The sequence below is a fragment of the Profundicola chukchiensis genome, from assembly GCF_029664245.1.
GTDB classification, from domain to species: Bacteria; Bacteroidota; Bacteroidia; order Flavobacteriales; family Weeksellaceae; genus Profundicola; species Profundicola chukchiensis.
On record NZ_JANAIE010000005.1, the window covers coordinates 23,514 to 42,933 of the forward strand.

At 33.9% G+C, this 19,420-nt stretch carries 19 protein-coding genes and 1 other RNA gene; 14 read left to right on the forward strand and 6 right to left on the reverse strand.

Annotated elements, in window-relative coordinates; all coding sequences use genetic code 11:
- Positions 1-270: a 30S ribosomal protein S15 gene (gene rpsO / locus NLM59_RS07805; protein WP_304417209.1), complete on the reverse strand. Its 270-nt coding sequence runs from the start codon at positions 268-270 to the stop codon at positions 1-3.
- Between the two features lie 244 nt (positions 271-514).
- Here rpsO and NLM59_RS07810 point away from each other — a divergent pair, with 244 nt between their 5' ends.
- The 7 genes from NLM59_RS07810 to NLM59_RS07840 all read left to right on the forward strand — a co-directional run bounded on the left by NLM59_RS07810 (position 515) and on the right by NLM59_RS07840 (position 10,020).
- Positions 515-754, forward strand: coding sequence for a hypothetical protein (locus NLM59_RS07810; protein ID WP_304417210.1), 240 nt, complete (start codon positions 515-517; stop codon positions 752-754).
- Between the two features lie 230 nt (positions 755-984).
- A complete protein-coding gene (locus NLM59_RS07815; RefSeq protein WP_304417211.1) occupies positions 985-2,292 on the forward strand; it encodes a M16 family metallopeptidase in 1,308 nt (435 codons plus the stop codon).
- A 27-nt stretch (positions 2,293-2,319) separates the two neighbouring features.
- Entirely contained in the window at positions 2,320-4,428 is a 2,109-nt protein-coding gene (locus NLM59_RS07820) for an insulinase family protein (RefSeq protein ID WP_304417212.1), read from the forward strand.
- Between the two features lie 166 nt (positions 4,429-4,594).
- Positions 4,595-8,014 (forward strand): M16 family metallopeptidase, encoded by a 3,420-nt coding sequence (locus NLM59_RS07825; protein ID WP_304417213.1) that lies wholly within the window; start codon positions 4,595-4,597, stop codon positions 8,012-8,014.
- Positions 8,015-8,163: 149 nt separating this feature from the next.
- Complete coding sequence (locus NLM59_RS07830; RefSeq protein WP_304417214.1) at positions 8,164-8,490, forward strand: iron-sulfur cluster assembly protein; 327 nt, start codon at positions 8,164-8,166, stop codon at positions 8,488-8,490.
- A 76-nt stretch (positions 8,491-8,566) separates the two neighbouring features.
- A complete protein-coding gene (locus tag NLM59_RS07835; RefSeq protein ID WP_304417215.1) occupies positions 8,567-9,523 on the forward strand; it encodes an SPFH domain-containing protein in 957 nt (318 codons plus the stop codon).
- Positions 9,520-10,020 carry a hypothetical protein gene (locus NLM59_RS07840; protein ID WP_304417216.1) on the forward strand — a complete coding sequence of 167 codons (501 nt, stop codon included), beginning with the start codon at positions 9,520-9,522 and terminating at the stop codon, positions 10,018-10,020. Before NLM59_RS07835 ends, NLM59_RS07840 begins: the two co-directional genes overlap by 4 nt.
- A gap of 82 nt (positions 10,021-10,102) precedes the next feature.
- Here the strand turns inward: NLM59_RS07840 and NLM59_RS07845 are convergent, their stop codons facing one another.
- Positions 10,103-10,948 carry a M48 family metallopeptidase gene (locus NLM59_RS07845; RefSeq protein WP_304417217.1) on the reverse strand — a complete coding sequence of 282 codons (846 nt, stop codon included), beginning with the start codon at positions 10,946-10,948 and terminating at the stop codon, positions 10,103-10,105.
- Positions 10,949-11,064: 116 nt separating this feature from the next.
- A complete protein-coding gene (locus NLM59_RS07850; protein WP_304417218.1) occupies positions 11,065-11,709 on the reverse strand; it encodes a protein-L-isoaspartate(D-aspartate) O-methyltransferase in 645 nt (214 codons plus the stop codon).
- A 141-nt stretch (positions 11,710-11,850) separates the two neighbouring features.
- Between NLM59_RS07850 and NLM59_RS07855 the strand changes: the two genes are divergently transcribed.
- Genes NLM59_RS07855 through NLM59_RS07865 form a run of 3 tightly spaced genes read left to right on the forward strand, consistent with a single transcriptional unit; the run spans position 11,851 to position 13,786 of the window.
- Positions 11,851-12,840 (forward strand): Gfo/Idh/MocA family protein, encoded by a 990-nt coding sequence (locus tag NLM59_RS07855; RefSeq protein ID WP_304417219.1) that lies wholly within the window; start codon positions 11,851-11,853, stop codon positions 12,838-12,840.
- Positions 12,841-12,878: 38 nt separating this feature from the next.
- The gene (locus tag NLM59_RS07860; RefSeq protein WP_304417220.1) at positions 12,879-13,556 is read left to right on the forward strand and encodes a LysE family translocator; all 678 of its coding nucleotides are present in this window, start codon (positions 12,879-12,881) and stop codon (positions 13,554-13,556) included.
- Positions 13,553-13,786 (forward strand): hypothetical protein, encoded by a 234-nt coding sequence (locus NLM59_RS07865; protein WP_304417221.1) that lies wholly within the window; start codon positions 13,553-13,555, stop codon positions 13,784-13,786. Before NLM59_RS07860 ends, NLM59_RS07865 begins: the two co-directional genes overlap by 4 nt.
- Before the next feature lie 204 nt (positions 13,787-13,990).
- Here the strand turns inward: NLM59_RS07865 and NLM59_RS07870 are convergent, their stop codons facing one another.
- From NLM59_RS07870 to NLM59_RS07880, 3 genes are read right to left on the reverse strand one after another with little or no spacing between them, the layout of a single operon-like run.
- Positions 13,991-14,179, reverse strand: coding sequence for a hypothetical protein (locus NLM59_RS07870; protein ID WP_304417222.1), 189 nt, complete (start codon positions 14,177-14,179; stop codon positions 13,991-13,993).
- A 5-nt stretch (positions 14,180-14,184) separates the two neighbouring features.
- Positions 14,185-15,174, reverse strand: a complete 990-nt coding sequence (locus NLM59_RS07875) for a glycosyltransferase family 9 protein (protein WP_304417223.1) — start codon at positions 15,172-15,174, stop codon at positions 14,185-14,187.
- 4 nt (positions 15,175-15,178) lie between these two features.
- Positions 15,179-15,604 (reverse strand): SufE family protein, encoded by a 426-nt coding sequence (locus NLM59_RS07880; protein WP_304417224.1) that lies wholly within the window; start codon positions 15,602-15,604, stop codon positions 15,179-15,181.
- Positions 15,605-15,654: 50 nt separating this feature from the next.
- Here NLM59_RS07880 and rnpB point away from each other — a divergent pair.
- The 4 genes from rnpB to NLM59_RS07900 all read left to right on the forward strand — a co-directional run bounded on the left by rnpB (position 15,655) and on the right by NLM59_RS07900 (position 19,400).
- An RNA gene (gene rnpB, locus NLM59_RS07885) (RNase P RNA component class A) lies at positions 15,655-15,976 on the forward strand.
- A 232-nt stretch (positions 15,977-16,208) separates the two neighbouring features.
- On the forward strand, positions 16,209-17,678 hold the full coding sequence (gene guaB / locus NLM59_RS07890; RefSeq protein WP_304417225.1) for an IMP dehydrogenase: 1,470 nt from the start codon (positions 16,209-16,211) through the stop codon (positions 17,676-17,678).
- A 299-nt stretch (positions 17,679-17,977) separates the two neighbouring features.
- On the forward strand, positions 17,978-18,487 hold the full coding sequence (locus NLM59_RS07895) for an outer membrane beta-barrel protein (protein WP_304417226.1): 510 nt from the start codon (positions 17,978-17,980) through the stop codon (positions 18,485-18,487).
- A 268-nt stretch (positions 18,488-18,755) separates the two neighbouring features.
- Positions 18,756-19,400, forward strand: coding sequence for a porin family protein (locus NLM59_RS07900; protein WP_304417227.1), 645 nt, complete (start codon positions 18,756-18,758; stop codon positions 19,398-19,400).
- Positions 19,401-19,420 lie beyond the last annotated feature (20 nt).

The following is a 19,420-nucleotide window of genomic DNA, read 5'->3' on the forward strand; positions in this document are numbered from 1 at the left end:
TTACTTACGGATTCCTAACTTGGCAATAATCGCACGATATCTTTCGATATCTGTTTTGATTAAGTAGTCAAGGAAATCTCTTCTTTTACCTACCAGATTTACTAGTGCACGCTCGGTGTTATAATCCTTACGATTTTGCTTTAAGTGTTCTGATAAATGCTTGATTCTGTAAGTGAATAAGGCAATTTGGCTCTCTGGAGATCCAGTGTCATTAGCGTTGATGCCATGCTCTTCAAAAATCTCTCTTTTTTTCTCTGGTGATAAATACATTCAAATATTTGTTTAATGATTATTATGTACGAAGTCGCAAATGTACGGATTATAAATAAGTTGGCAAGTTTTTTTTAAATTATTTACCTAATTTAATGAACTTTAAATCAAGCTTATGAGCCTTTTTGCTTCTTATTTATATTTCTTGAGAAAGATTTTAAAGCTAAATTTTAAGTATTTTTAATAATTAATGTGAAAGAATCAATGTTATAATCGAGTTATCTTCTTTAATAAATACGCCTTTATGGAACTGATTTTTGAAATTATTGTTATCCGATTTATCACTCGCTTTTTAGGATCAAATGTGCGATTTTTTGTGCTTTCAAATTTTAATAAGGAAATTTCAATCGAAGAAATCAGAGGGGAAGACGCTGATGGAACATTTGTATACAATGATATTATGAATGCATTGGTTGGCTTAATCAGTTTTGCAGTTCTCATAATACCTTTTATGTATTTAATATATTTAATTGGTTGGTTATAAAGTATATTTAATATTACTAAATCAGGAAATCGTATTCACTTTTTATTTACCTATTTTATTAGCTGTATTTAGTTTATAAAACTTTGAAAAGCTTCTTTAAGATTATTTATTTCTTAATTAAACTTAAAACTAGAAGGAAGATAATTTTAAATTAATTTAAATCATTTGTAACTTTCCACACTTATATACGTCTTATAGACCAAACATTAATTAATATCAAAAATTTTTTCATGAAAAAATTGTTATTGAGTGTGTTTGCTGCAGGAGCAATGCTAAGCAGCCAAGCACAACACATTGATTATGAAGAGTACGATCTGGACAACGGATTACACGTAATTCTTCATCAAGACAAGACTGCACCAGTGGTAATTACATCTGTAATGTACCATGTGGGAGCTAAAGATGAACAACCAGATAGAACAGGTTTCGCACACTTCTTCGAGCACTTATTATTCGAAGGAACTAAGAATATCGAAAGAGGAGAGTGGTTTAAAATTGTTACTGCTAACGGAGGTATGAACAATGCTAACACTTCTGACGATAGAACTTATTACTACGAGGTATTCCCTTCTAATAATCTACAATTAGGTTTATGGATGGAATCTGAAAGAATGTTACACCCAATCATTAACCAAGTTGGTGTTGATACACAAAACGAGGTTGTGAAAGAGGAAAAACGTTTGAGAGTAGATAACCAACCTTATGGTAATATGCTTAAAGCATTAAAAGAACAAATGTTCAAAAATCACCCATACCGTTGGACTACAATTGGTGAGATGGAGCATTTAGATGCTGCTACTTTAGACGAGTTCATGGATTTTTATAAAAAATTCTATGTTCCTAATAATGCTGTTTTAGTTGTAGCTGGTGATTTCGATACGGCACAAGCTAAGACTTGGATCAACGATTATTTTTCTGAAATTCCAAGAGGTGCTGATATTCAAAGAACGATTGCTAAAGAAGATCCTATTACAAAACCAATCGAGGCAACTTGGGAAGATCCAAACGTTCAAATTCCAATGATTATTTCTGCGTTTAGAACTCCTTCTATGAAAACTAGAGATGCTAGAGTTTTAGATTTGATTTCTGCTGTATTAAGCGACGGAAAAAGTTCTCGTTTATACAAGAAAATGGTAGATCAGGATAAAACTGCTTTACAAGTAGGAGCTTTCAACTATAGCCAAGAGCACTACGGACAATATATTATCTATGGTTTGCCAATGGGTGATAACACTAAAGAAGATATGTTGAATGCATACGATGCTGAAATCAAGAAATTACAAACTGAATTAATTTCTGAAAGAGAATATCAAAAACTTCAAAATCAATTTGAAAATAGATTCGTTTCTAGTAATGCAAGTGTAGAAGGTATTGCACATACATTAGCTACGAACTACTTATTGTATGGAGATACTAGTTTGACTAACAAAGAGATTGATATTTACAGATCTATTACTAGAGAAGAAATTAGAGAGGTGGCTCAAAAATATTTGAACCCGAATCAGCGAGTGATCATCGAATACACTGGAGCAAAATAATTTTTCAACGAATTTTAAAAAATAGAAATGAATAAAATAATATATAGCGTTCTTTTTGCATTCATACTTGGATCTTGTACTACAACACAAGTTCAGAATGCTGAGAGTCAACCAGAAATGGAAACAACTACACAAGGAATCGATAGAAGTATTAGACCAACACCTGGTCCAGCACCTAAAGTTAATATTGGTAAACCACAAACTTTCACATTAGATAATGGATTGAAAGTGATGGTAGTTGAAAACAATAAGTTACCAAGAGTTAGTTTTAACTTAGTAATGGATAATCCTCCAGTTGCAGAAGGCGACAAAAAAGGAGTAAGAAGCATGCTAAGTAGCATGATGGGTAATGGAACTTCTAAAACACCAAAAGAAAAATTCAACGAAGAAGTTGATTTCTATGGTGCAAATGTTAGTTTCCACGCAGGCGGAGCTTATGCTTCAACATTATCTAAGTATTTCCCACAAATCTTAGATTTAGTTTCTCAAGGAGTTTTAGATCCTTTATTAACTAAAGAAGAGTTTGAGAGCGAAAAAGCTAAAATGATTGAAGGATTAAAAGCAGATGAAAAAAGTGTTACTTCTGTAGCATCTAATGTTCAAGACGCTTTAGTTTTTGGTAAATCACACCCTTTTGGAGAATTCTTAAATGATAAAACAGCTCCAAACATTACATTTAAAGATGTAAAAGATTACTATGCTAAAAACTTCGTTCCAGGTAATGCATATATGGTAGTTGTTGGTGATGTTAGCTTTGATGAAGTTAAAAACTTAGTTTCTAAGAAATTTAACCCATGGAAAAAAGCAACTGTAAAAGCACAAAACTATCCAGAGCCTAAGAACTTAGCTGCAGCAACTATCAACTTTGTTGATATGCCAAATGCAGTTCAGTCAGAAGTTTCTACATTAAATGTAACGAACTTAAAAATGAGTGACCCAGATTATTTCGCGGCACTTATGGCTAACCAAATCTTAGGAGGAGGTGGAGAAGGTCGTTTGTTCTTAAACTTAAGAGAAGCAAACGGTTGGACTTATGGTTCTTATTCTAGAATTAGAGGAGACAAGGATGTAAATCGTTTTATGACAACTGCTTCTGTTAGAAACGCAGTTACTGATAGTGCTATCGTTGAAATGTTAGGTGAATTAGGAAGAATTAGAACTGAATTAGTTTCTGAAGAAGAGTTGAAAAATGCAAAAGCAAAATTCGTTGGTAACTTCGTAATGCAAGTTGAGAAACCAGAGGTTATTGCTAGACAAGCTCTACAAATTGAAACTCAAAATTTGCCAGCAGATTTCTACGAAAACTATATTAGAAATATTAATGCAGTTACTAGAGAAGATGTTATGGCAGCTGCTAAAAAATACTTCGGTAAAGACAATGCTAGAATTGTAGTTGTTGGAAAAGCAGAGGATGTTTTACCTTCATTACAAAAAATGAATTTACCTATTAAGTATTACAATAGATACGCAGAAGAAATAGAAGCTCCTAAATTTGAAAAAGTTGCAGCGGATGTTACTCCAATGAGTGTTATTAATACTTATTTAGATAAAATCGGTGGTAAAGATAAAGTGAAAGCTTTAAAATCAGTAAAAGCAACTTTCTCTATGGAAGCAGGCGCGCCTCAACCACTTGAAGGTACATTATTGCAGTTAGCTCCAAACAGAGAAAAAACAGAAATGAAAATGAATGGTATGACGGTAATGAGTCAATCATTTGATGGAACAACTTTAAAAGTTGCTGGAATGGGAGGATCTCAAGAATTATCTGGAGATGAAGTTGCTGATAAAGTAGCTAAGAAAGGAATCATCGACCAAGCTTTCTATACAGCAGATCAGTTAGAATTAGCTGGAATGTCTAAAGTGAATGGAAAAGATGCTTATAAGGTAAAAGTTAAAGTTGGTAAAACAACTCACGAAGAATTTTATGACAAAGCTTCTGGACTTTTAGTTCAAAGTGTTGCAACACAAGAAACTCCTCAAGGAGATATGCAAATGGTAACCAGATTTGAAGACTATAAAGCAGTTGATGGGATTAAAGTTCCTTTCAAAATGTTTCAAGAAGTAGGACCACAAACAGTAGTTATGGAAATTAAAACTTACGAATTAAACAAAGGCGTTAGTCAATCAGATTTCTAATTTGATTAAATTTCATATTCAATATAAAGCACCCAATTCGGGTGCTTTTTTTATGCATTAAATTTAAAATAAAACTTGAATTTTATAGAATGCTTTAAAAACTTAAACCTAATAATAATCAATAATCTAACTTGATTTACTAATTTAGGGGAATTAAATATATGATATGAGAAAGCACATTTTACTTCTATGTTGTATGATGGGGATATTCTTGCTACAAGCACAAAATATCCCATTAAATCCTAATGTAGTTTATGGTAAATTAGACAATGGATTTACTTATTACATTGAAGAAAATACGAAACCAGAGAATAGAGTTGAGCTAAGGCTAGCTCTAAATGTTGGTTCTATTGTAGAAGATGATGATCAATTAGGTCTTGCTCATTTTATGGAGCATATGAATTTCAATGGCACAAAGAAATTCCCGGGCAATCAGCTTGTAGATAGTTTGCAGTCGATTGGCGTTAGATTTGGTCAACACTTGAATGCTTATACCAGTTTTGATGAAACAGTTTATATTCTACCCATTCCTCTAGAAAAGCCAGGAAATCTAGACATTGGAATGAAAATCATGGAAGATTGGGCTTTTAATGCAATTCTTTCGGATGAGGAAATCAACAAAGAGCGAGGAATTATCTTAGAAGAATTAAGGCTTGGCCTTGGCGCTGACAAAAGAATGCTAGATGAATACTTACCTAAAGTTTTATACCAATCTCGTTATGCTCAGCGTCTACCTATTGGTAAAAAAGAAATTCTAGAAAACTTCGACCCCGAAGTTATTAGAAGATACCACAGAGATTGGCATCGACCTGATTTAATGGCGATTATTGTGGTAGGTGATATCGATGCAAAAGAAATGGAGCAACGAATTAAATCACAATTTTCTAAATATAAAAACCCAGCCCAACCAAGAGAACGAATCTTTTATGATGTTCCAAATCATAAGGAAACTCTGATTTCGGTGGAGTCAGATCCGGAAGCTTCTTTTAGTAGAGTTCAATTATACTACAAAGATTTAGGTGAGCCAACTGCGGTTAAAACGGAGTCGGATTACAGAAGAATGTTGGTAAAATCATTGTTTGCTAATATGCTCAATAATCGCTTGAAAGAGTTGAGTAATTCCTCTAATCCTCCATTCACCATGGCGGGATCTTATCATGGCGGAACTTGGGCAAGATCTAAAGAAGCCTATCAGTCTTACGCCATGACGCCAGAAGGTAGTCAATTAAAAGCTTTAAAGATTTTAATTGAAGAAAATGAGAGAGTTAAGAAATTTGGATTCAATGAAAGTGAATTAGAAAGATCCAAAACAGAAGTTCTTTCATGGATTGAAAAAGCTTATGAAAACCGAGACAAAACAGAAAGCAGAAGAAAAATTAATGCTTATGTCAATCATTTCTTAGAACACACGCCAGCTCCTGGTGTAGAATGGGAGTTTTCAAAGTATCAAGAAATGCTACCTGGGATTAGCTTAGAAGAAGTAAATAGTTTAATCCAAAATTTCATTAGAGATGAAAATAGAGTAGTGATAATTACAGGTCCTGAAAAGGAAACTATTAAACAACCAACAGAAGCAGAGGTGTTGGCTACTTTAAACTCTGTGGATTTAGCAACTCTAGAGCCTTATGATGACAAAATAAAAATCACTCAATTAGTTGAAAATATTCCAGCTAAAGGAAAAATTGTACAAACCAGTTCAGATGAGAAACTAGGTACGACTACTTGGGTTTTGAGTAATGGTGCTAAAGTTACTTTCAAGAAAACTGATTTTAAAAATGATGAAATACTATTTAAAGCCATGCGCTTAGGCGGAAGTTCAACTATTTCTGATGAGGTTTTTCTAGAAACACAATGGGCCTATAGCGCCTTAGCCGAAGCCGGACTTAATGGATACTCAAAGACTGATTTAGATAAATATATGGCAGGAAAGCAAGTATATATAAGTCCATTCTTTGGGTCTACGCAAGTAGGTTTTAACGGACAATCTACACCTAAAGATATCGAAACACTTTTCGAACTTATCTACGCTAATTTCACAGGCTTGAACAAAGATAAAGAAGCTTATGAAGGCTATGTAAGTAAGCAAAGTAGTTTTTATAATAATCTAAGTTCTCAGCCTCAATTTTATTTTATGCTTGAGCATGCTAAATTTAGAATGCAAAACAATCCACGTTCGGGTAATATTATTCCTCTTGAAGAAGATTGGGCAAAAACCAATTATGAATTGGCATATCAAGTGTTTACAGACAAACTAAAAAACGCTGGTGATTTTAATTTCTATTTCATTGGGAATGTAGATGAAGCAAAGCTGAAGGAGTTGAGTGAGAAATATTTAGCTGTATTGCCTGCAAAGGGTAAAAAAGAAATGTACAAAGACTTAGGTTATCGTTCAGTTTCTGGAACTCATAAAAAAGAGTATAAAAAAGGAACCGACCCAAAGAGTTTCGTTGAAATCACTTATGAAGGAGAAACTGAATACTCAGAAGATGAAGATTTAGCTATGGATGCGCTGGCAGAGGTTATCGGAATTAAATTAGTAGAAAAGTTAAGAGAAGACGAAAGCGGAACTTATACTTCTTCTGTTAGCGGTGGCTTGAGCAGTATCCCATATGGAAGTTATAGTTTTAGAATTTTCTTCCCATGTGGACCAGAAAATGTAGAACGATTGATTCAAGTTTCAAAAGAGGAAATCGCACGCGTTATTGAAAATGGACCAGACGCTAATGATTTGAAGAAGTTCAAGGAAGCAGAAATCAATGATTACAAAGAGAAAGAAAAAATAAATAGAACTTGGATGAACGTTCTGTCATCTGAAAACTTGAATCCGGGAGCTAAACAAAGATATTTGAGCTTTTTAGATCGCTTGGATAAGCTAACCGCCAAAGATGTTCAAAATGTGGCGAAAAAATATTTAACAAGAGATTATATTCAGGCGGTTTTATATCCAGAAGAAATGGCAGAAATGCCTAAAGTAGAAGAGAAAACCAAGGTGAAAGCTAAAATCACTAAAGATGAAGTGGTTAAAAACTATTATCAAAAAATTGGTGGCTTAAAAACTCTTCAAAACATTAAATCAACCCAAATGGAATTAGATTTATTAATCAATGGTCTCAACATGGACGTGAAAATGTTGCAATCAGGAGAGGACAAGTTAAAATCTGTAGTGAGCGTAATGGGTCAGGAAATTATTGCTGTGGTCAATGGTGATGATGCCTATAAAATTCAAGGTGGACAAAAGATGGATATGGCTCCTGCAGAAGTAGAACAAAATCAGAAGAAATTCCCTGCTAAAATGTTGATGCTACCAGAACTTGAAAATAAAGTAGAGGCTTATCAAAAGGGGGATAAACTATACTATGTATTAGAAAGTGCAACGGAGAAGCTAACCTTTGGTGCTACGACTGGTTTACTAACAGAACGAGTAGACAGCTTGGCAAATACATCATCAAATTATGCCGATTGGAAATCTTATGATGGAATTTTATATCCTAGCAAAACCAAAATTATAACAGCTGGTCAAACTTTAATTCAAAATGTGAAAATATTAAAGTTTAATAAAAATATTCCGTCCACTGAGTTTCAATAATTACATGAAACTTAATACTATAATCAACACCTTTACGTTAAGTCGTAGAGGTGTTTTTTATTTAAAGTATAATTAAATATTAGAAATAAGACTAAATTATCTTTTAATTTAGAAAATTAAATATTCATACCTTTGTACAAAATAAAAATATGTCATTAACAAACGAACAAATACACGAATTAGGAGAAGAAATGGTAAAGGTTTTTAAATCCATTTACGATCCAGAAATTCCTGTTGATATTTACGAATTAGGTCTTATCTACGATGCTCATGTGAGTACCGAAGGAGAAGCAAAAATTCTGATGACGCTTACGTCTCCTAATTGTCCGGTAGCAGAAAGTTTGCCAATGGAAGTAGAGGAGAAGGTAGCGCAATTAGAGTTAATTAAAAAAGCAAGAGTTCAAATTACTTTCGATCCACCTTGGTCACAAGAGTTGATGAGTGAGGAAGCAAAGTTTGAGCTAGGAATGTTATAATTTTTCCGTACATTTAAAATCGCTTTTACTGTAACTATACAGAATTCAATGCGACTTATATTTAAAACCCCTTATTATGGAAATATTATTTAATTCATTACCACTTATATTAATTGTAGGTGTGGTAGTCCTTAGTTTTTTTGGATTATGGTTTACGGTTAAACAACAAACTGCAGTAATTGTAGAGAGATTAGGACGATTTCACTCGATCCGAAACTCAGGTTTTCACCTTAAAATCCCTTTTGTCGACCAAATTGCAGGTAAAATTTCATTAAAAATTCAGCAATTAGACGTTGTCGTTGAAACTAAAACTAAAGACGATGTATTCGTTAAATTAAAAGTCTCAGTTCAATATGTTGTTATTAGAGAAAAGGTTTACGATGCATTCTATAAATTAGATAATCCATATGCTCAGATTACATCTTATGTATTTGATGTGGTTCGTGCTGAGGTTCCAAAGCTAAGATTAGATGACGTTTTTGAGAAAAAAGATGATATCGCCATTGCAGTGAAATCAGAACTTCAAGACGCCATGAACGAATATGGTTTTGATATCATTAAAACATTAGTTACTGATATCGATCCAGACGAGCAAGTGAAACATGCCATGAACCGTATTAATGCTTCAGAACGTGAAAAAGTTGCAGCTCAGTATGAAGGTGATGCACAACGTATTCTTATCGTAGAAAAAGCAAAAGCTGAGGCAGAAAGTAAAAGATTACAAGGTCAAGGTATCGCAGATCAAAGACGTGAGATTGCTAGAGGTTTAGAAGAGTCAGTAAATGTTTTGAATAAGGTTGGAATTAACTCACAAGAAGCTTCGGCTCTAATTGTAGTTACCCAGCATTATGATACGCTACAAGCGATTGGAAGTTTAAATAATTCGAATTTAATTTTATTACCTAACTCACCACAGGCAGCTGGAGATATGTTGAACAACATGGTTACTTCATTCTCTGCGGCAAACATCATTGGTGAGGAGATGAAAAAATCAAATGAAAAGAACCCTAGAATGGGGAATAAAGATCAATGAGAAATTTAATTTTAATCATATTATTTAGTTTAGGTATTTCAAGCTTTGCTCAAGAGAAAAAGTTTGAAGTTACAGAGACAGTTAAAGAGTTGCGCGCCAAAGGTTATCCACTGAATGTTTTAGAGGAATTACCTATGGTAAAAGGCTGCGAAAGTTTAGCTGGACACAAAGGATACCTAGCCAAATGCATGAAAGACCAAATTAACTTCATTTTTGCACCTTTTATGGAGGGCGCAGAAAAGGTGTCTAAAGGAAATGGAGTTAGAGTGTATATTGAATTTGTTATCAATCAAGATGGAAGTATCTCTGCCGCAGAAAGAGTAAAAGTAAGTGAGCAAGATTTAGATGAATTTACGCGCGATGCTTTTGAGAAATTTAGAAAGAAAATCAACGATGAGAAGATTTTTGTATCACCTGGAAGAGTTCATGATAGAGATGTAAATACGCTCTATGGCGTTCGTTACCTGAAGGCTTTTAAAAGAGCACAAAAGCAATAATATATAGCGTTAATATAAATTAAAAAGCAGCTTATCAATTGATAAGCTGCTTTTTTTATGTTCTAAGGTTTTCTATTAAATTTTAATAATCACCGGAAGTATTAGATGGAACTTTACTCGGTAATTTATTCGAGTTGGTATTTGGGGTTGCTGAACCTCCATATTTCTCTATCGCCTCTTTTATCCTTTGAACTCTATTCTCTGGGCTTGGGTGTGTAGATTGAAACTCAGGTGGAGCTTGTCCGCCACTTGCTTCATCCAAAATTTCCATCACACGAATCAAGGCATGTGGATCATAACCCGACTGTACCATAAAATGAACACCAAGCTCATCCGCTTCTAACTCATCTTCTCGACCGTATTTCATGTTTACCATGTTACCAATCATTTGTGCATATTGAGCCGAACTCATATCACCACCAACAACTCCTGCTGCACCAGCCAATCCTTGAGTTAAATCTTGTTTGGCCATTTGTTCTGCAGAGTGTCGTCCAGCTACGTGACCAATTTCATGACCTAATACACCAGCCACTTGATCCTCTGATTCTAATCTTTTATATAGGCCATATGTAATAAAAATCTGTCCACCTGGCATAGCAAATGCATTCACTTGATTAGGGTCAGCTAATACATGAAATTCATATTGATAAGATGTTTTGCTGGCTTCACTGTTTTCTACGATTTTTCGTCCTAGAAGGTCAATATATTGTTGAACTTCGGCATCTTGATATAGTCCGCCAGACTCTTGTATCATATAATCTCTTCCATCTAATCCAAGCTTAATCTCTTGCTCTAGTGAAATGTTAATATGCTGTTTCTTTCCAGTGATTTCATTGACTGAAGTAGATGAAAAAAAATTGAATAAAGCAAAGGCTGCAATGAGTAAGCCGATAATCAGCCTTAATTTAAAACCACTACTACTTCTCATAATTTTTGAATTTATTAATTATAAATGTAAAGAATTATTAGCATATAATTGATTTTTAATTAAATGCGCTTATGAATTCTAATAAAATACATTACAATAATAATTCCAATTATTCATTATAAGATGTCTTTGTCCTCTAACATAGGCACGAATTGATAATCTCCAAATTCCATTTGCTCATATCGCCTTTCGTCTACACGTAGAAAAGTAAACATCTTTTGATTTGTTTCTCCAATCGGTACCACGCCAATTCCTCCAATTTTCAGTTGTTGCAACAAAATAGAAGGTAGAATAGGAGAACCAGCTGTTACAATTATTTTATCAAAAGGAGCAAAGGATGGCAATCCTTTATAGCCATCACCATAAGTTTGATATCTTGGTTCTAAATTTATTTTCCTAAGCATTCTTCGACTAAAATCAACCAAGGATTTTTGTCTTTCAATGGTATAAACATCTGCTTGCATGGCTACTAATACCGCAGTTTGGTAACCACTCCCAGTTCCTACTTCCAAAACTTTGTCCCCTGGACTTATATCTAATAATGAAGACTGAAATGCAACAGTGTAGGGATGAGAAATAGTTTGATCTGCCGCAATCGGAAATGCTTTGTCCTCATAAGCATGATCCTCAAAGGCTGAGGTTAAAAATAAATGTCTTGGCACTTTATTCATGGCCGTTAAAACATTTTCATCAGAGATTCCTTTAGATCTCAATAAATCTATCAACTTTCGTCTATTACCACGATGCTTGAAGCTATCCATCTTATCCATTTTGCAAAAGTGGAACATATATTTGAAATTTTCAATTAAAAAGAGTCTAATACTCGGCTTAAATATTTTCTAAAATTGAGCCTTTATAATTTATGTTGTAAATTTGAAATTCATACCATTAAAAATCATCGCATGATAAAAGCGGGAGTTGCCGGAGCCGGACATTTAGGAAAAATTCACTTAAAGTTACTTCAACAGTCAGATAAATACGAACTTGTAGGTTTCTATGACCTTGATGTAGAGAATGCTAAGAGGCTGGAAGCTGAGTTTGGATATAAATTTTTTGAGAATTTAGATGATCTTTTAGCAGAAGTTGAAATGCTTGATATTGTGACACCTACATTGTCTCACTTTGATTTAGCTAAAAAGGCCATTGAGAATAAAAAGCATATTTTTATTGAGAAGCCTATTACAAATACCTTAGAGGAAGCTCAAGAATTAGAAAGACTTTTAGAGGAAAACAACGTAAAAGGTCAGGTTGGGCACGTAGAAAGATTTAATCCAGCTTTCAAAGCGGTAGCAGACTTGGTTAAAGAACCATTGTTCATCGAAACACATAGGTTAGCCGAATTTAATCCTAGAGGAACAGATGTTCCGGTGGTGTTAGACTTAATGATCCACGATTTGGATGTTATTTTATCGGTGGTTAAGTCTCCTGTAAAAGAAATTAGAAGTAGTGGAGTCTGTGTTATTAGCGAAACACCAGACATTGCCAATGCAAGAATAGTTTTTGAAAGTGGTTGTGTGGCTAATATTACGACCAGTAGAATTTCAATGAAAAATATGCGTAAAACCAGATTTTTCCAGAAAGACGCCTACATTTCGGTGGATTTCTTAGAAAAGAAATCAGAAATTATTCGAATGGAAGACGCGACAGAGGATAACGTCGATGATTTTTCTATGATTTTAGAAAATGCAGAGAAAAAGAAAAAGAAAATCTATTTCGAATACCCTGATGTTTTAAATAATAATGCCATTTTAGAAGAGCTTGAATCTTTTGCAGATAGCATTGAAAATAATGCTCCGATTCGAGTTACTATCAACGACGGAATCCAAGCTTTAAAACTTGCATTAGATATCATTGACAACTTCGAAGCGACGAAATTGTCAAGTATTAGTTAATCGCAACAGCATGATGCACAACAAACAAACATTAAACTATGATTGAATTTGTACTATCTGCATTTGCACTAGGATTCATGTTGAGTTTGGTGTTGATTGGACCAGCATTCTTTTTGTTGATCGAAACAAGTCTTACCAAAGGTTGGAAGGCAGCTATTGCATTAGATGCAGGTGTGATTGCTTCTGATATTGTATGCATTGCGGTGGCTTATTATGGAGCTAAAGATTTAGCAACCTATATCGAAACGCATCCATCCTTATTCAAAATTGGAGGTTTTATTATTATGATTTATGGAGCTTTTATGTTTAAATCTAAACCAGCTTTACACATAAATAATGCCGCCGTAGTGAGTCATAATTACTTCAAAACCTTTTTTAACGGATTCCTAATGAATATGTTGAATATAGGAATTGTCGTGTTTTGGTTTGTGATTGTTGGTTGGGTAACAATAACGTATCCAGAAGATTATGAGTTTTTACTGTTTATGGGAATTGCACTGGCCACTTTCTTTTCCATTGATTTAAGCAAGATTTTTTTGGCTAAAAAGTTCCAAGAAAGGATGAGTGATAAACTCGTTTATAAAATTAGAAAGTACATTGGTATTGCTTTACTTATTTTTGGTTTTATCATCATTCTAAAAGGTTTTTTCTCATTTGATGGACTCGAAATAGAAGAGGTTTTGCCATCAACTCCATTTAATCTTATATCAAAATGAAATACGTTGTTATACTTAGTGCAGTAATTTCCTTTGGACTCATTGTAGCCGGAATTTATTTTGATTATCAAGATGACCCAATAAAACACAAATTGTATGGCTTTGGAACTATTTTTATGTTTCTAGTTACCTTTCCATTGTTTTTATATTGGAGAAGAAATAAAATGACCAGGGAAAAGTTTCTTTGGAAGAATCCAAATTCTCCAGAAAATAAAAAAACCGAAGAATAATCTTCGGTTGCTTTCATAGTCTTAGGTTAGTGACTATAGGTTTAGTTTGTTAGTTGATAGTTATAATTCAAAGGATATGCCAAAAGAATGATTTTTAAAAATTCCTTGGTGTTTCTAGTAAAAATTAAATTTAAGTTTACACTTAGGGGGTTGTATATAAGTCTTTTATGATATGTAAAATTTCTAAGAAAAATATTTTCTTGCTTAAAGACTTACTTGGGTTGAATCGATTTTAATTGAATCTTGCTCTACTATTGGAGTTGTTGGCTTAATAGTATCAGAAGGAATACTATCCATATATACATCACTCCAAATAACTTTGGGTTGTTGAGGTGCTGGTTTTTCACATGATGCGGTCAACAGAATGCCTGATATAATAAGTAGCTTTTTCATACAATTTATTTATTCAGCATTTCATAAGTTTTATTAATAATCATTTCAGGTGTAATTCCCCCAAAACCAGTAGGGTTATCACTTGGTCCTAATTTATTTCCATAGACAGATGTAGGTCGCCATTGGCAATTTTCATCTTGAATGATTCCTTCCCAAGATTGACCATAACCCAAAAAACCTGCATTGGGATGGGTTACTCCCCAAATCGAAACCACTGGAACTCCTACTAAACTTGCCAAATGCATATTAGCACTGTCCATGCTGATCATCAACTGAAGCCCTGACATTTGTTTTAGCTCATCTTTTAGCCCGTTACCTTTACAGAACTCAATATTTCCAATGCTCTTCCAATCTTTCAAGTCATCTAATTCAGACTTATTCCCATAAATTTCAATTGGGTTGGTTTTGGAAAGCGCGACAACTACTTCCTTTAGCTTATCAATAGGATACATTTTGCCTTGATGACGAGCAAAAGGAGCAATTCCGATTTTATTAGTTCTAGGAATTGAATCAAACAAATAATTCTTTAAATGATGATCTAATTCAAGTTTAAAGCCTAATCTTCTAAAAACATCAGCGTATTTTTCGGTAGTTGGCTTTAATGGTTGAGAAGTTTCACCATTAATCAAAGCTTTCCTTGCTTTTCGGTCTTTTTTAATGCTAACAACTTTCTTTCCTTTTAAAAATGAAGCTGTAGCTAAAACCTTTGTCCTTAGTACTTCATGTAAGTCGGCAATAGCATTGTATTGTTTTAAATCTATACTTTTCAAAAGGCTTAAAAGACCTAAAATTCCTTGATGCTTACCTTTTTTATCAAAGTCGATAAATTTTAGACGATTATGTACAGGAAATAAATCATGCATAAATTTCGGCGTAACGAAATCAATGCTGAGCTCTGGATTTTGTTCCAATACATTCATTATAACAGGAACACACAAGGCTACATCACCCAAAGATGAAAGCCTAAAAACAAGTATGCGCTGTTGTTCTTTCAAGGATTTAAGAATTCATTTTTGCTTTAAAAGCAATGGCGTAGAACTTAATTTGTTTAACCATGGCCAATAAACCATTGGCACGTGTAGGTGATAAGAATTCTTGTAAACCAATATCACTAATAAATGCTTCATTGCTTTGTAGAATATCCTCTGGTTTTTGTCCGCTATATAAACGAACTAAAAGCGCAGCAATTCCTTTTGGCAAAATAGCATCACTATCTGCTTCGAAAACAATGTTATCACCTTCTATTTTAGCGTCTAACCACACATTTGATTGGCATCCTTTTACCAATTTTCCTGCAGATTTAGCCTCTTCAGACATAGGTTTTAAAGATCTACCTAAATCGATCAAATATTCATATCGTTGTTGCCAGTCATCAAAAAATGAAAACTCGTCTACAATCTCTGCTTGTCTTTCTTGAATTGTCATGGCACAAAGGTAATAAATATGTCAAGATATTGAATAAACAACTATCTTTGCATTTCAGTCGGCTTGTCGCTTATTTCGATTTAGAATTAAGAGGAAAGTCCGGACACCATAGTGCGACGCAATGGGTAACACCCATCACTCTAAATCTCTGATTTTGGGGAGGACCAGTGCAACAGAAAGTATGTACAGTTCGGCTGTAGTGAAACCAGGTAAACTCTGTGTGGTGCAATGCTATGTATATCAGCTGTTAAGAGTTGCACGCTCGATGCTGAGGGGTAAGCAGCTAGAGCATTGCAGTAATGTAATGCCCAGATAAATGACAAGCAATCGTTTCGACGAGAACAGAATCCGGCTTATAGACTGAATTTTTTTTTAAAATCTAACACTCATAACTTTCCATAGCTATGGGTGTTTTTTTTATTTAATTGAAACTAATCCTTTCAGCTAAAATCTTTAAAAATATGATAAAAGTTATGTTTTTAATGATTACTTCAGGCTTTGATTGAATTTAATATAAAATTTAACACATAATTATTCTTATTTTTTGAAGTCTATATAAATTAAATCAAAATAAATCCTTAATTTTGTTCGGCAAAAATGCACTATGTCTTTAGCCGATAAAATTGTACAAGAAGGATACACATTCGATGATCTTTTACTTGTCCCAGCTTACTCCCAAACACTTCCATCCGAAGTAAATATAGAAACGAAATTAACCGAGAGAATCCAACTGCAAATTCCAATTGTGAGTGCTGCTATGGATACTGTATCTGAATCAAAGCTAGCAATTGCTTTGGCAAGAGAAGGTGGTTTGTCTTTCATTCATAAAAACATGTCTATTAAGCGTCAAGCACAAGAAATTGACTTGGTAAAACGCTCGGAGAATGGAATGATATCAGATCCTATCACACTTCGTCCTGATCAAGTACTACAAGATGCAGAGGACTTAATGCGTAAATATAAAATTTCAGGTTTACCTGTTATTACAGAAGATAACAGCTTGATTGGAATCTTAACCAATCGCGATATCAGATACCAAACAGACATGCAACAAAGAGTTGTAGATGTTATGACCAAAGAAAATTTGGTTACTTCTGATTTCAATACTAGTCTGGAAGATGCTAAAGAAATTTTATTAAAAAATAGAATCGAGAAGTTACCTATTGTAGATAAAAACAATAAACTTATAGGTTTAATTACCATTAAGGATATCGATAATTTAGCTGAATTCCCTAATTCTTGTAAAGACAGCCAAGGTAGATTGCGTGTTGGAGCAGGTGTTGGAGTAGGTGCAGATACGCTAGAGCGTGTACAAGCTTTAGTTGATAAAGGGGTAGATATTATTGCTATTGACTCGGCTCACGGACACTCACAAGGAGTAATCAACAAATTAAAAGAAGTAAGAAATGCTTTTCCAGATTTAGATTTGGTAGGTGGAAATATTGTAACTGCTGAAGCTGCTAAAATGTTGATTGATGCAGGGGCAAACGCTTTAAAAGTTGGAGTTGGACCAGGGTCAATTTGTACTACACGCGTTGTAGCAGGTGTTGGAGTTCCACAACTTTCAGCAATTTATGATGTGTATGAATATGCTAAACAGCACAATGTTTCAGTAATTGCAGATGGAGGAATTAAATTGTCGGGAGATATCGTAAAAGCTATTGCTTCAGGTGCCAACTGTGTTATGTTAGGTGGTTTATTCGCTGGAACAGAGGAAGCGCCAGGTGAAGAGGTTATTTTCCAAGGAAGAAAGTTCAAGATTTACCAAGGTATGGGATCTTTGGCTGCAATGAAACGTGGAAGTAGCGATAGATATTTCCAAAATAAAGGAGTTGAAGCTAAAAAATTAGTTCCAGAAGGAATTGAAGGTAGAGTTCCTTATAAAGGACCTGTTAAAGATGTTGTTTACCAATTATGCGGTGGGCTTCGTTCGGGAATGGGTTACTGCGGAACAGAAACGATTCAAGATCTGATCGAGAATTCTAAAATGGTGAGAATTACAAATGCAGGTTTACAAGAAAGTCATCCGCATGACATCACTATTACCAAAGAAGCACCAAACTATTCTATATAATATATAGGTGTAATAAATATAATTGAATTTAAATCGGCTTAGAAATAGGCCGATTTTTTTTGATTAAAATTTTAGCGTGATTCTTAAGAACTACAAGCTACCATAAATTGCAAATCCTTTATTTAATATTATATTTAGAAAGCACTTAGTTAATTAAAAGTGTCTCTAGAATTTTGGCTTGAGGTTAAATTAGAGAAGTACTTAAAAGTGTTAATAATATGTTAAGGTAGTCGTAATTTATCATAATTAAATAAAATTATTTATATGTTAGTGGTTGATAAACAAAAACTTAATGTATTATGAAAAAATTATTTCTATTAGTTGCAGCATTTTTTATGATGAATGCCATGAATGCACAAACAGGATTAGGAGTCAACGGAGGACTTCTAGTTGGAATGGCAAAAGCAGAATTTGACGGATTTAGTTCGTCTAATTCAGAAGTCGGTTTCTATGCGGGAGTATTCAAGCAATTCCCTATGGGAGAAGGATTTGAACTTCAACCTGCATTGAACGCCACAGTTTTAGATGGTGAGTTTGGATTACAATTACCTATTATAGCAAAGTATTATGTTGCTCAAGGTTTTAATATTCAAGCAGGACCACAACTAATGATGTTCTTCGAGGACGCAGGAGACGACTTTACTAATTTTAATTTTGCTTTAGCAGTGGGTGCAGGTTATGATATTACACCTAATTTGCTGGCTGAGTTACGCTATGGACTACAATTAAACAATTATTATACTGGTAGCGCTAGCGATTTCTCTTATAAGATTAATACTCTAAACGTTGGAGTAGGATATAAGTTCTAAACTTACTGTTTTGAGTTTTGAAAAGCCGTTTTGATTTAGTCAAAACGGCTTTTTTATTATTCAACCATGTAACATGAGTTACATTTTATTGAAGTTTTGAAAACTTTTTTAATAAAAATATTCTCCATTTAATCAGTTGTAAATTAATTATTTATGCATAGTAAAGGTTGTTTTTAAGATGGCGATCGTAAAATTTAACACAAGTGATAAATTGGCTTTGGCACAGCAGTTGAATAATACCACAGCATAACTTAAAAAATTAAATACAATGAAAAAGTTAGTTTTATCAGCTGCAGTTGCAGTAATGGGAATGATTGGAATGAATGCACAGAATGTAAATACGGAAGCATTACAGATTGGAGCAAGAGCTGGTTACAATATGTCGAACCTAAGAGGTGATACACCAGAAGGATTAGATACTAAATCTTTAAGTGGATTCCACGCTGGTTTATTTGTGGAGGTTCCAGTTTCAGAGAGATTCTCTATTCAACCAGAAGTTATGTACTCTACACAAGGTGCAAAAACTGAAGGAGAATTTTTAGGAGTTAATGGAAGTACTGAATTAAAAACTCAATACCTTAACGTTCCGGTATTAGCGAAATTCTATATCGCAGACGGATTTAACATTCAGGCAGGTCCTCAGATTGGATTCTTAACAGGAGCTGAGTACGAAAGTAAAGTTGGATCAATTAGTACTACAGTTGATGATGCAACAGATGGTATGAAAGGAACAGACTTTGGTCTATTGTTAGGTGCTGGTTATAAATCACCAATGGGTCTTACAATCGATGCTAGATATAACTTAGGTTTATCTAACGTTTATGACGAAGATTCTGAAATGTTCGAAAACGTAGGAACTGACAACGATTTCAAAAACGGTGTATTCCAAGTAGGTATTGGATACCAATTCTAATATTATTTAGAGAAAAATAG

Bases quoted from the DNA above. Each gene is read 5' to 3' on its own strand.
- NLM59_RS07830 (WP_304417214.1), top strand. From the start codon at position 8,164: ATGTCATTAACAAACGAACAAATACACGAATTAGGAGAAGAAATGGTA.
- NLM59_RS07900 (WP_304417227.1), top strand. From the start codon at position 18,756: ATGAAAAAGTTAGTTTTATCAGCTGCAGTTGCAGTAATGGGAATGATT.
- NLM59_RS07895 (WP_304417226.1), top strand. From the start codon at position 17,978: ATGAAAAAATTATTTCTATTAGTTGCAGCATTTTTTATGATGAATGCC.
- NLM59_RS07825 (WP_304417213.1), top strand. From the start codon at position 4,595: ATGAGAAAGCACATTTTACTTCTATGTTGTATGATGGGGATATTCTTG.
- NLM59_RS07855 (WP_304417219.1), top strand. From the start codon at position 11,851: ATGATAAAAGCGGGAGTTGCCGGAGCCGGACATTTAGGAAAAATTCAC.
- NLM59_RS07870 (WP_304417222.1), bottom strand. From the start codon at position 14,179: ATGAAAAAGCTACTTATTATATCAGGCATTCTGTTGACCGCATCATGT.
- NLM59_RS07845 (WP_304417217.1), bottom strand. From the start codon at position 10,948: ATGAGAAGTAGTAGTGGTTTTAAATTAAGGCTGATTATCGGCTTACTC.
- NLM59_RS07810 (WP_304417210.1), top strand. From the start codon at position 515: ATGGAACTGATTTTTGAAATTATTGTTATCCGATTTATCACTCGCTTT.
- NLM59_RS07840 (WP_304417216.1), top strand. From the start codon at position 9,520: ATGAGAAATTTAATTTTAATCATATTATTTAGTTTAGGTATTTCAAGC.
- rpsO (WP_304417209.1), bottom strand. From the start codon at position 270: ATGTATTTATCACCAGAGAAAAAAAGAGAGATTTTTGAAGAGCATGGC.
- NLM59_RS07865 (WP_304417221.1), top strand. From the start codon at position 13,553: ATGAAATACGTTGTTATACTTAGTGCAGTAATTTCCTTTGGACTCATT.
- NLM59_RS07850 (WP_304417218.1), bottom strand. From the start codon at position 11,709: ATGGATAGCTTCAAGCATCGTGGTAATAGACGAAAGTTGATAGATTTA.
- NLM59_RS07820 (WP_304417212.1), top strand. From the start codon at position 2,320: ATGAATAAAATAATATATAGCGTTCTTTTTGCATTCATACTTGGATCT.
- NLM59_RS07815 (WP_304417211.1), top strand. From the start codon at position 985: ATGAAAAAATTGTTATTGAGTGTGTTTGCTGCAGGAGCAATGCTAAGC.
- guaB (WP_304417225.1), top strand. From the start codon at position 16,209: ATGTCTTTAGCCGATAAAATTGTACAAGAAGGATACACATTCGATGAT.
- NLM59_RS07835 (WP_304417215.1), top strand. From the start codon at position 8,567: ATGGAAATATTATTTAATTCATTACCACTTATATTAATTGTAGGTGTG.
- NLM59_RS07860 (WP_304417220.1), top strand. From the start codon at position 12,879: ATGATTGAATTTGTACTATCTGCATTTGCACTAGGATTCATGTTGAGT.
- NLM59_RS07880 (WP_304417224.1), bottom strand. From the start codon at position 15,604: ATGACAATTCAAGAAAGACAAGCAGAGATTGTAGACGAGTTTTCATTT.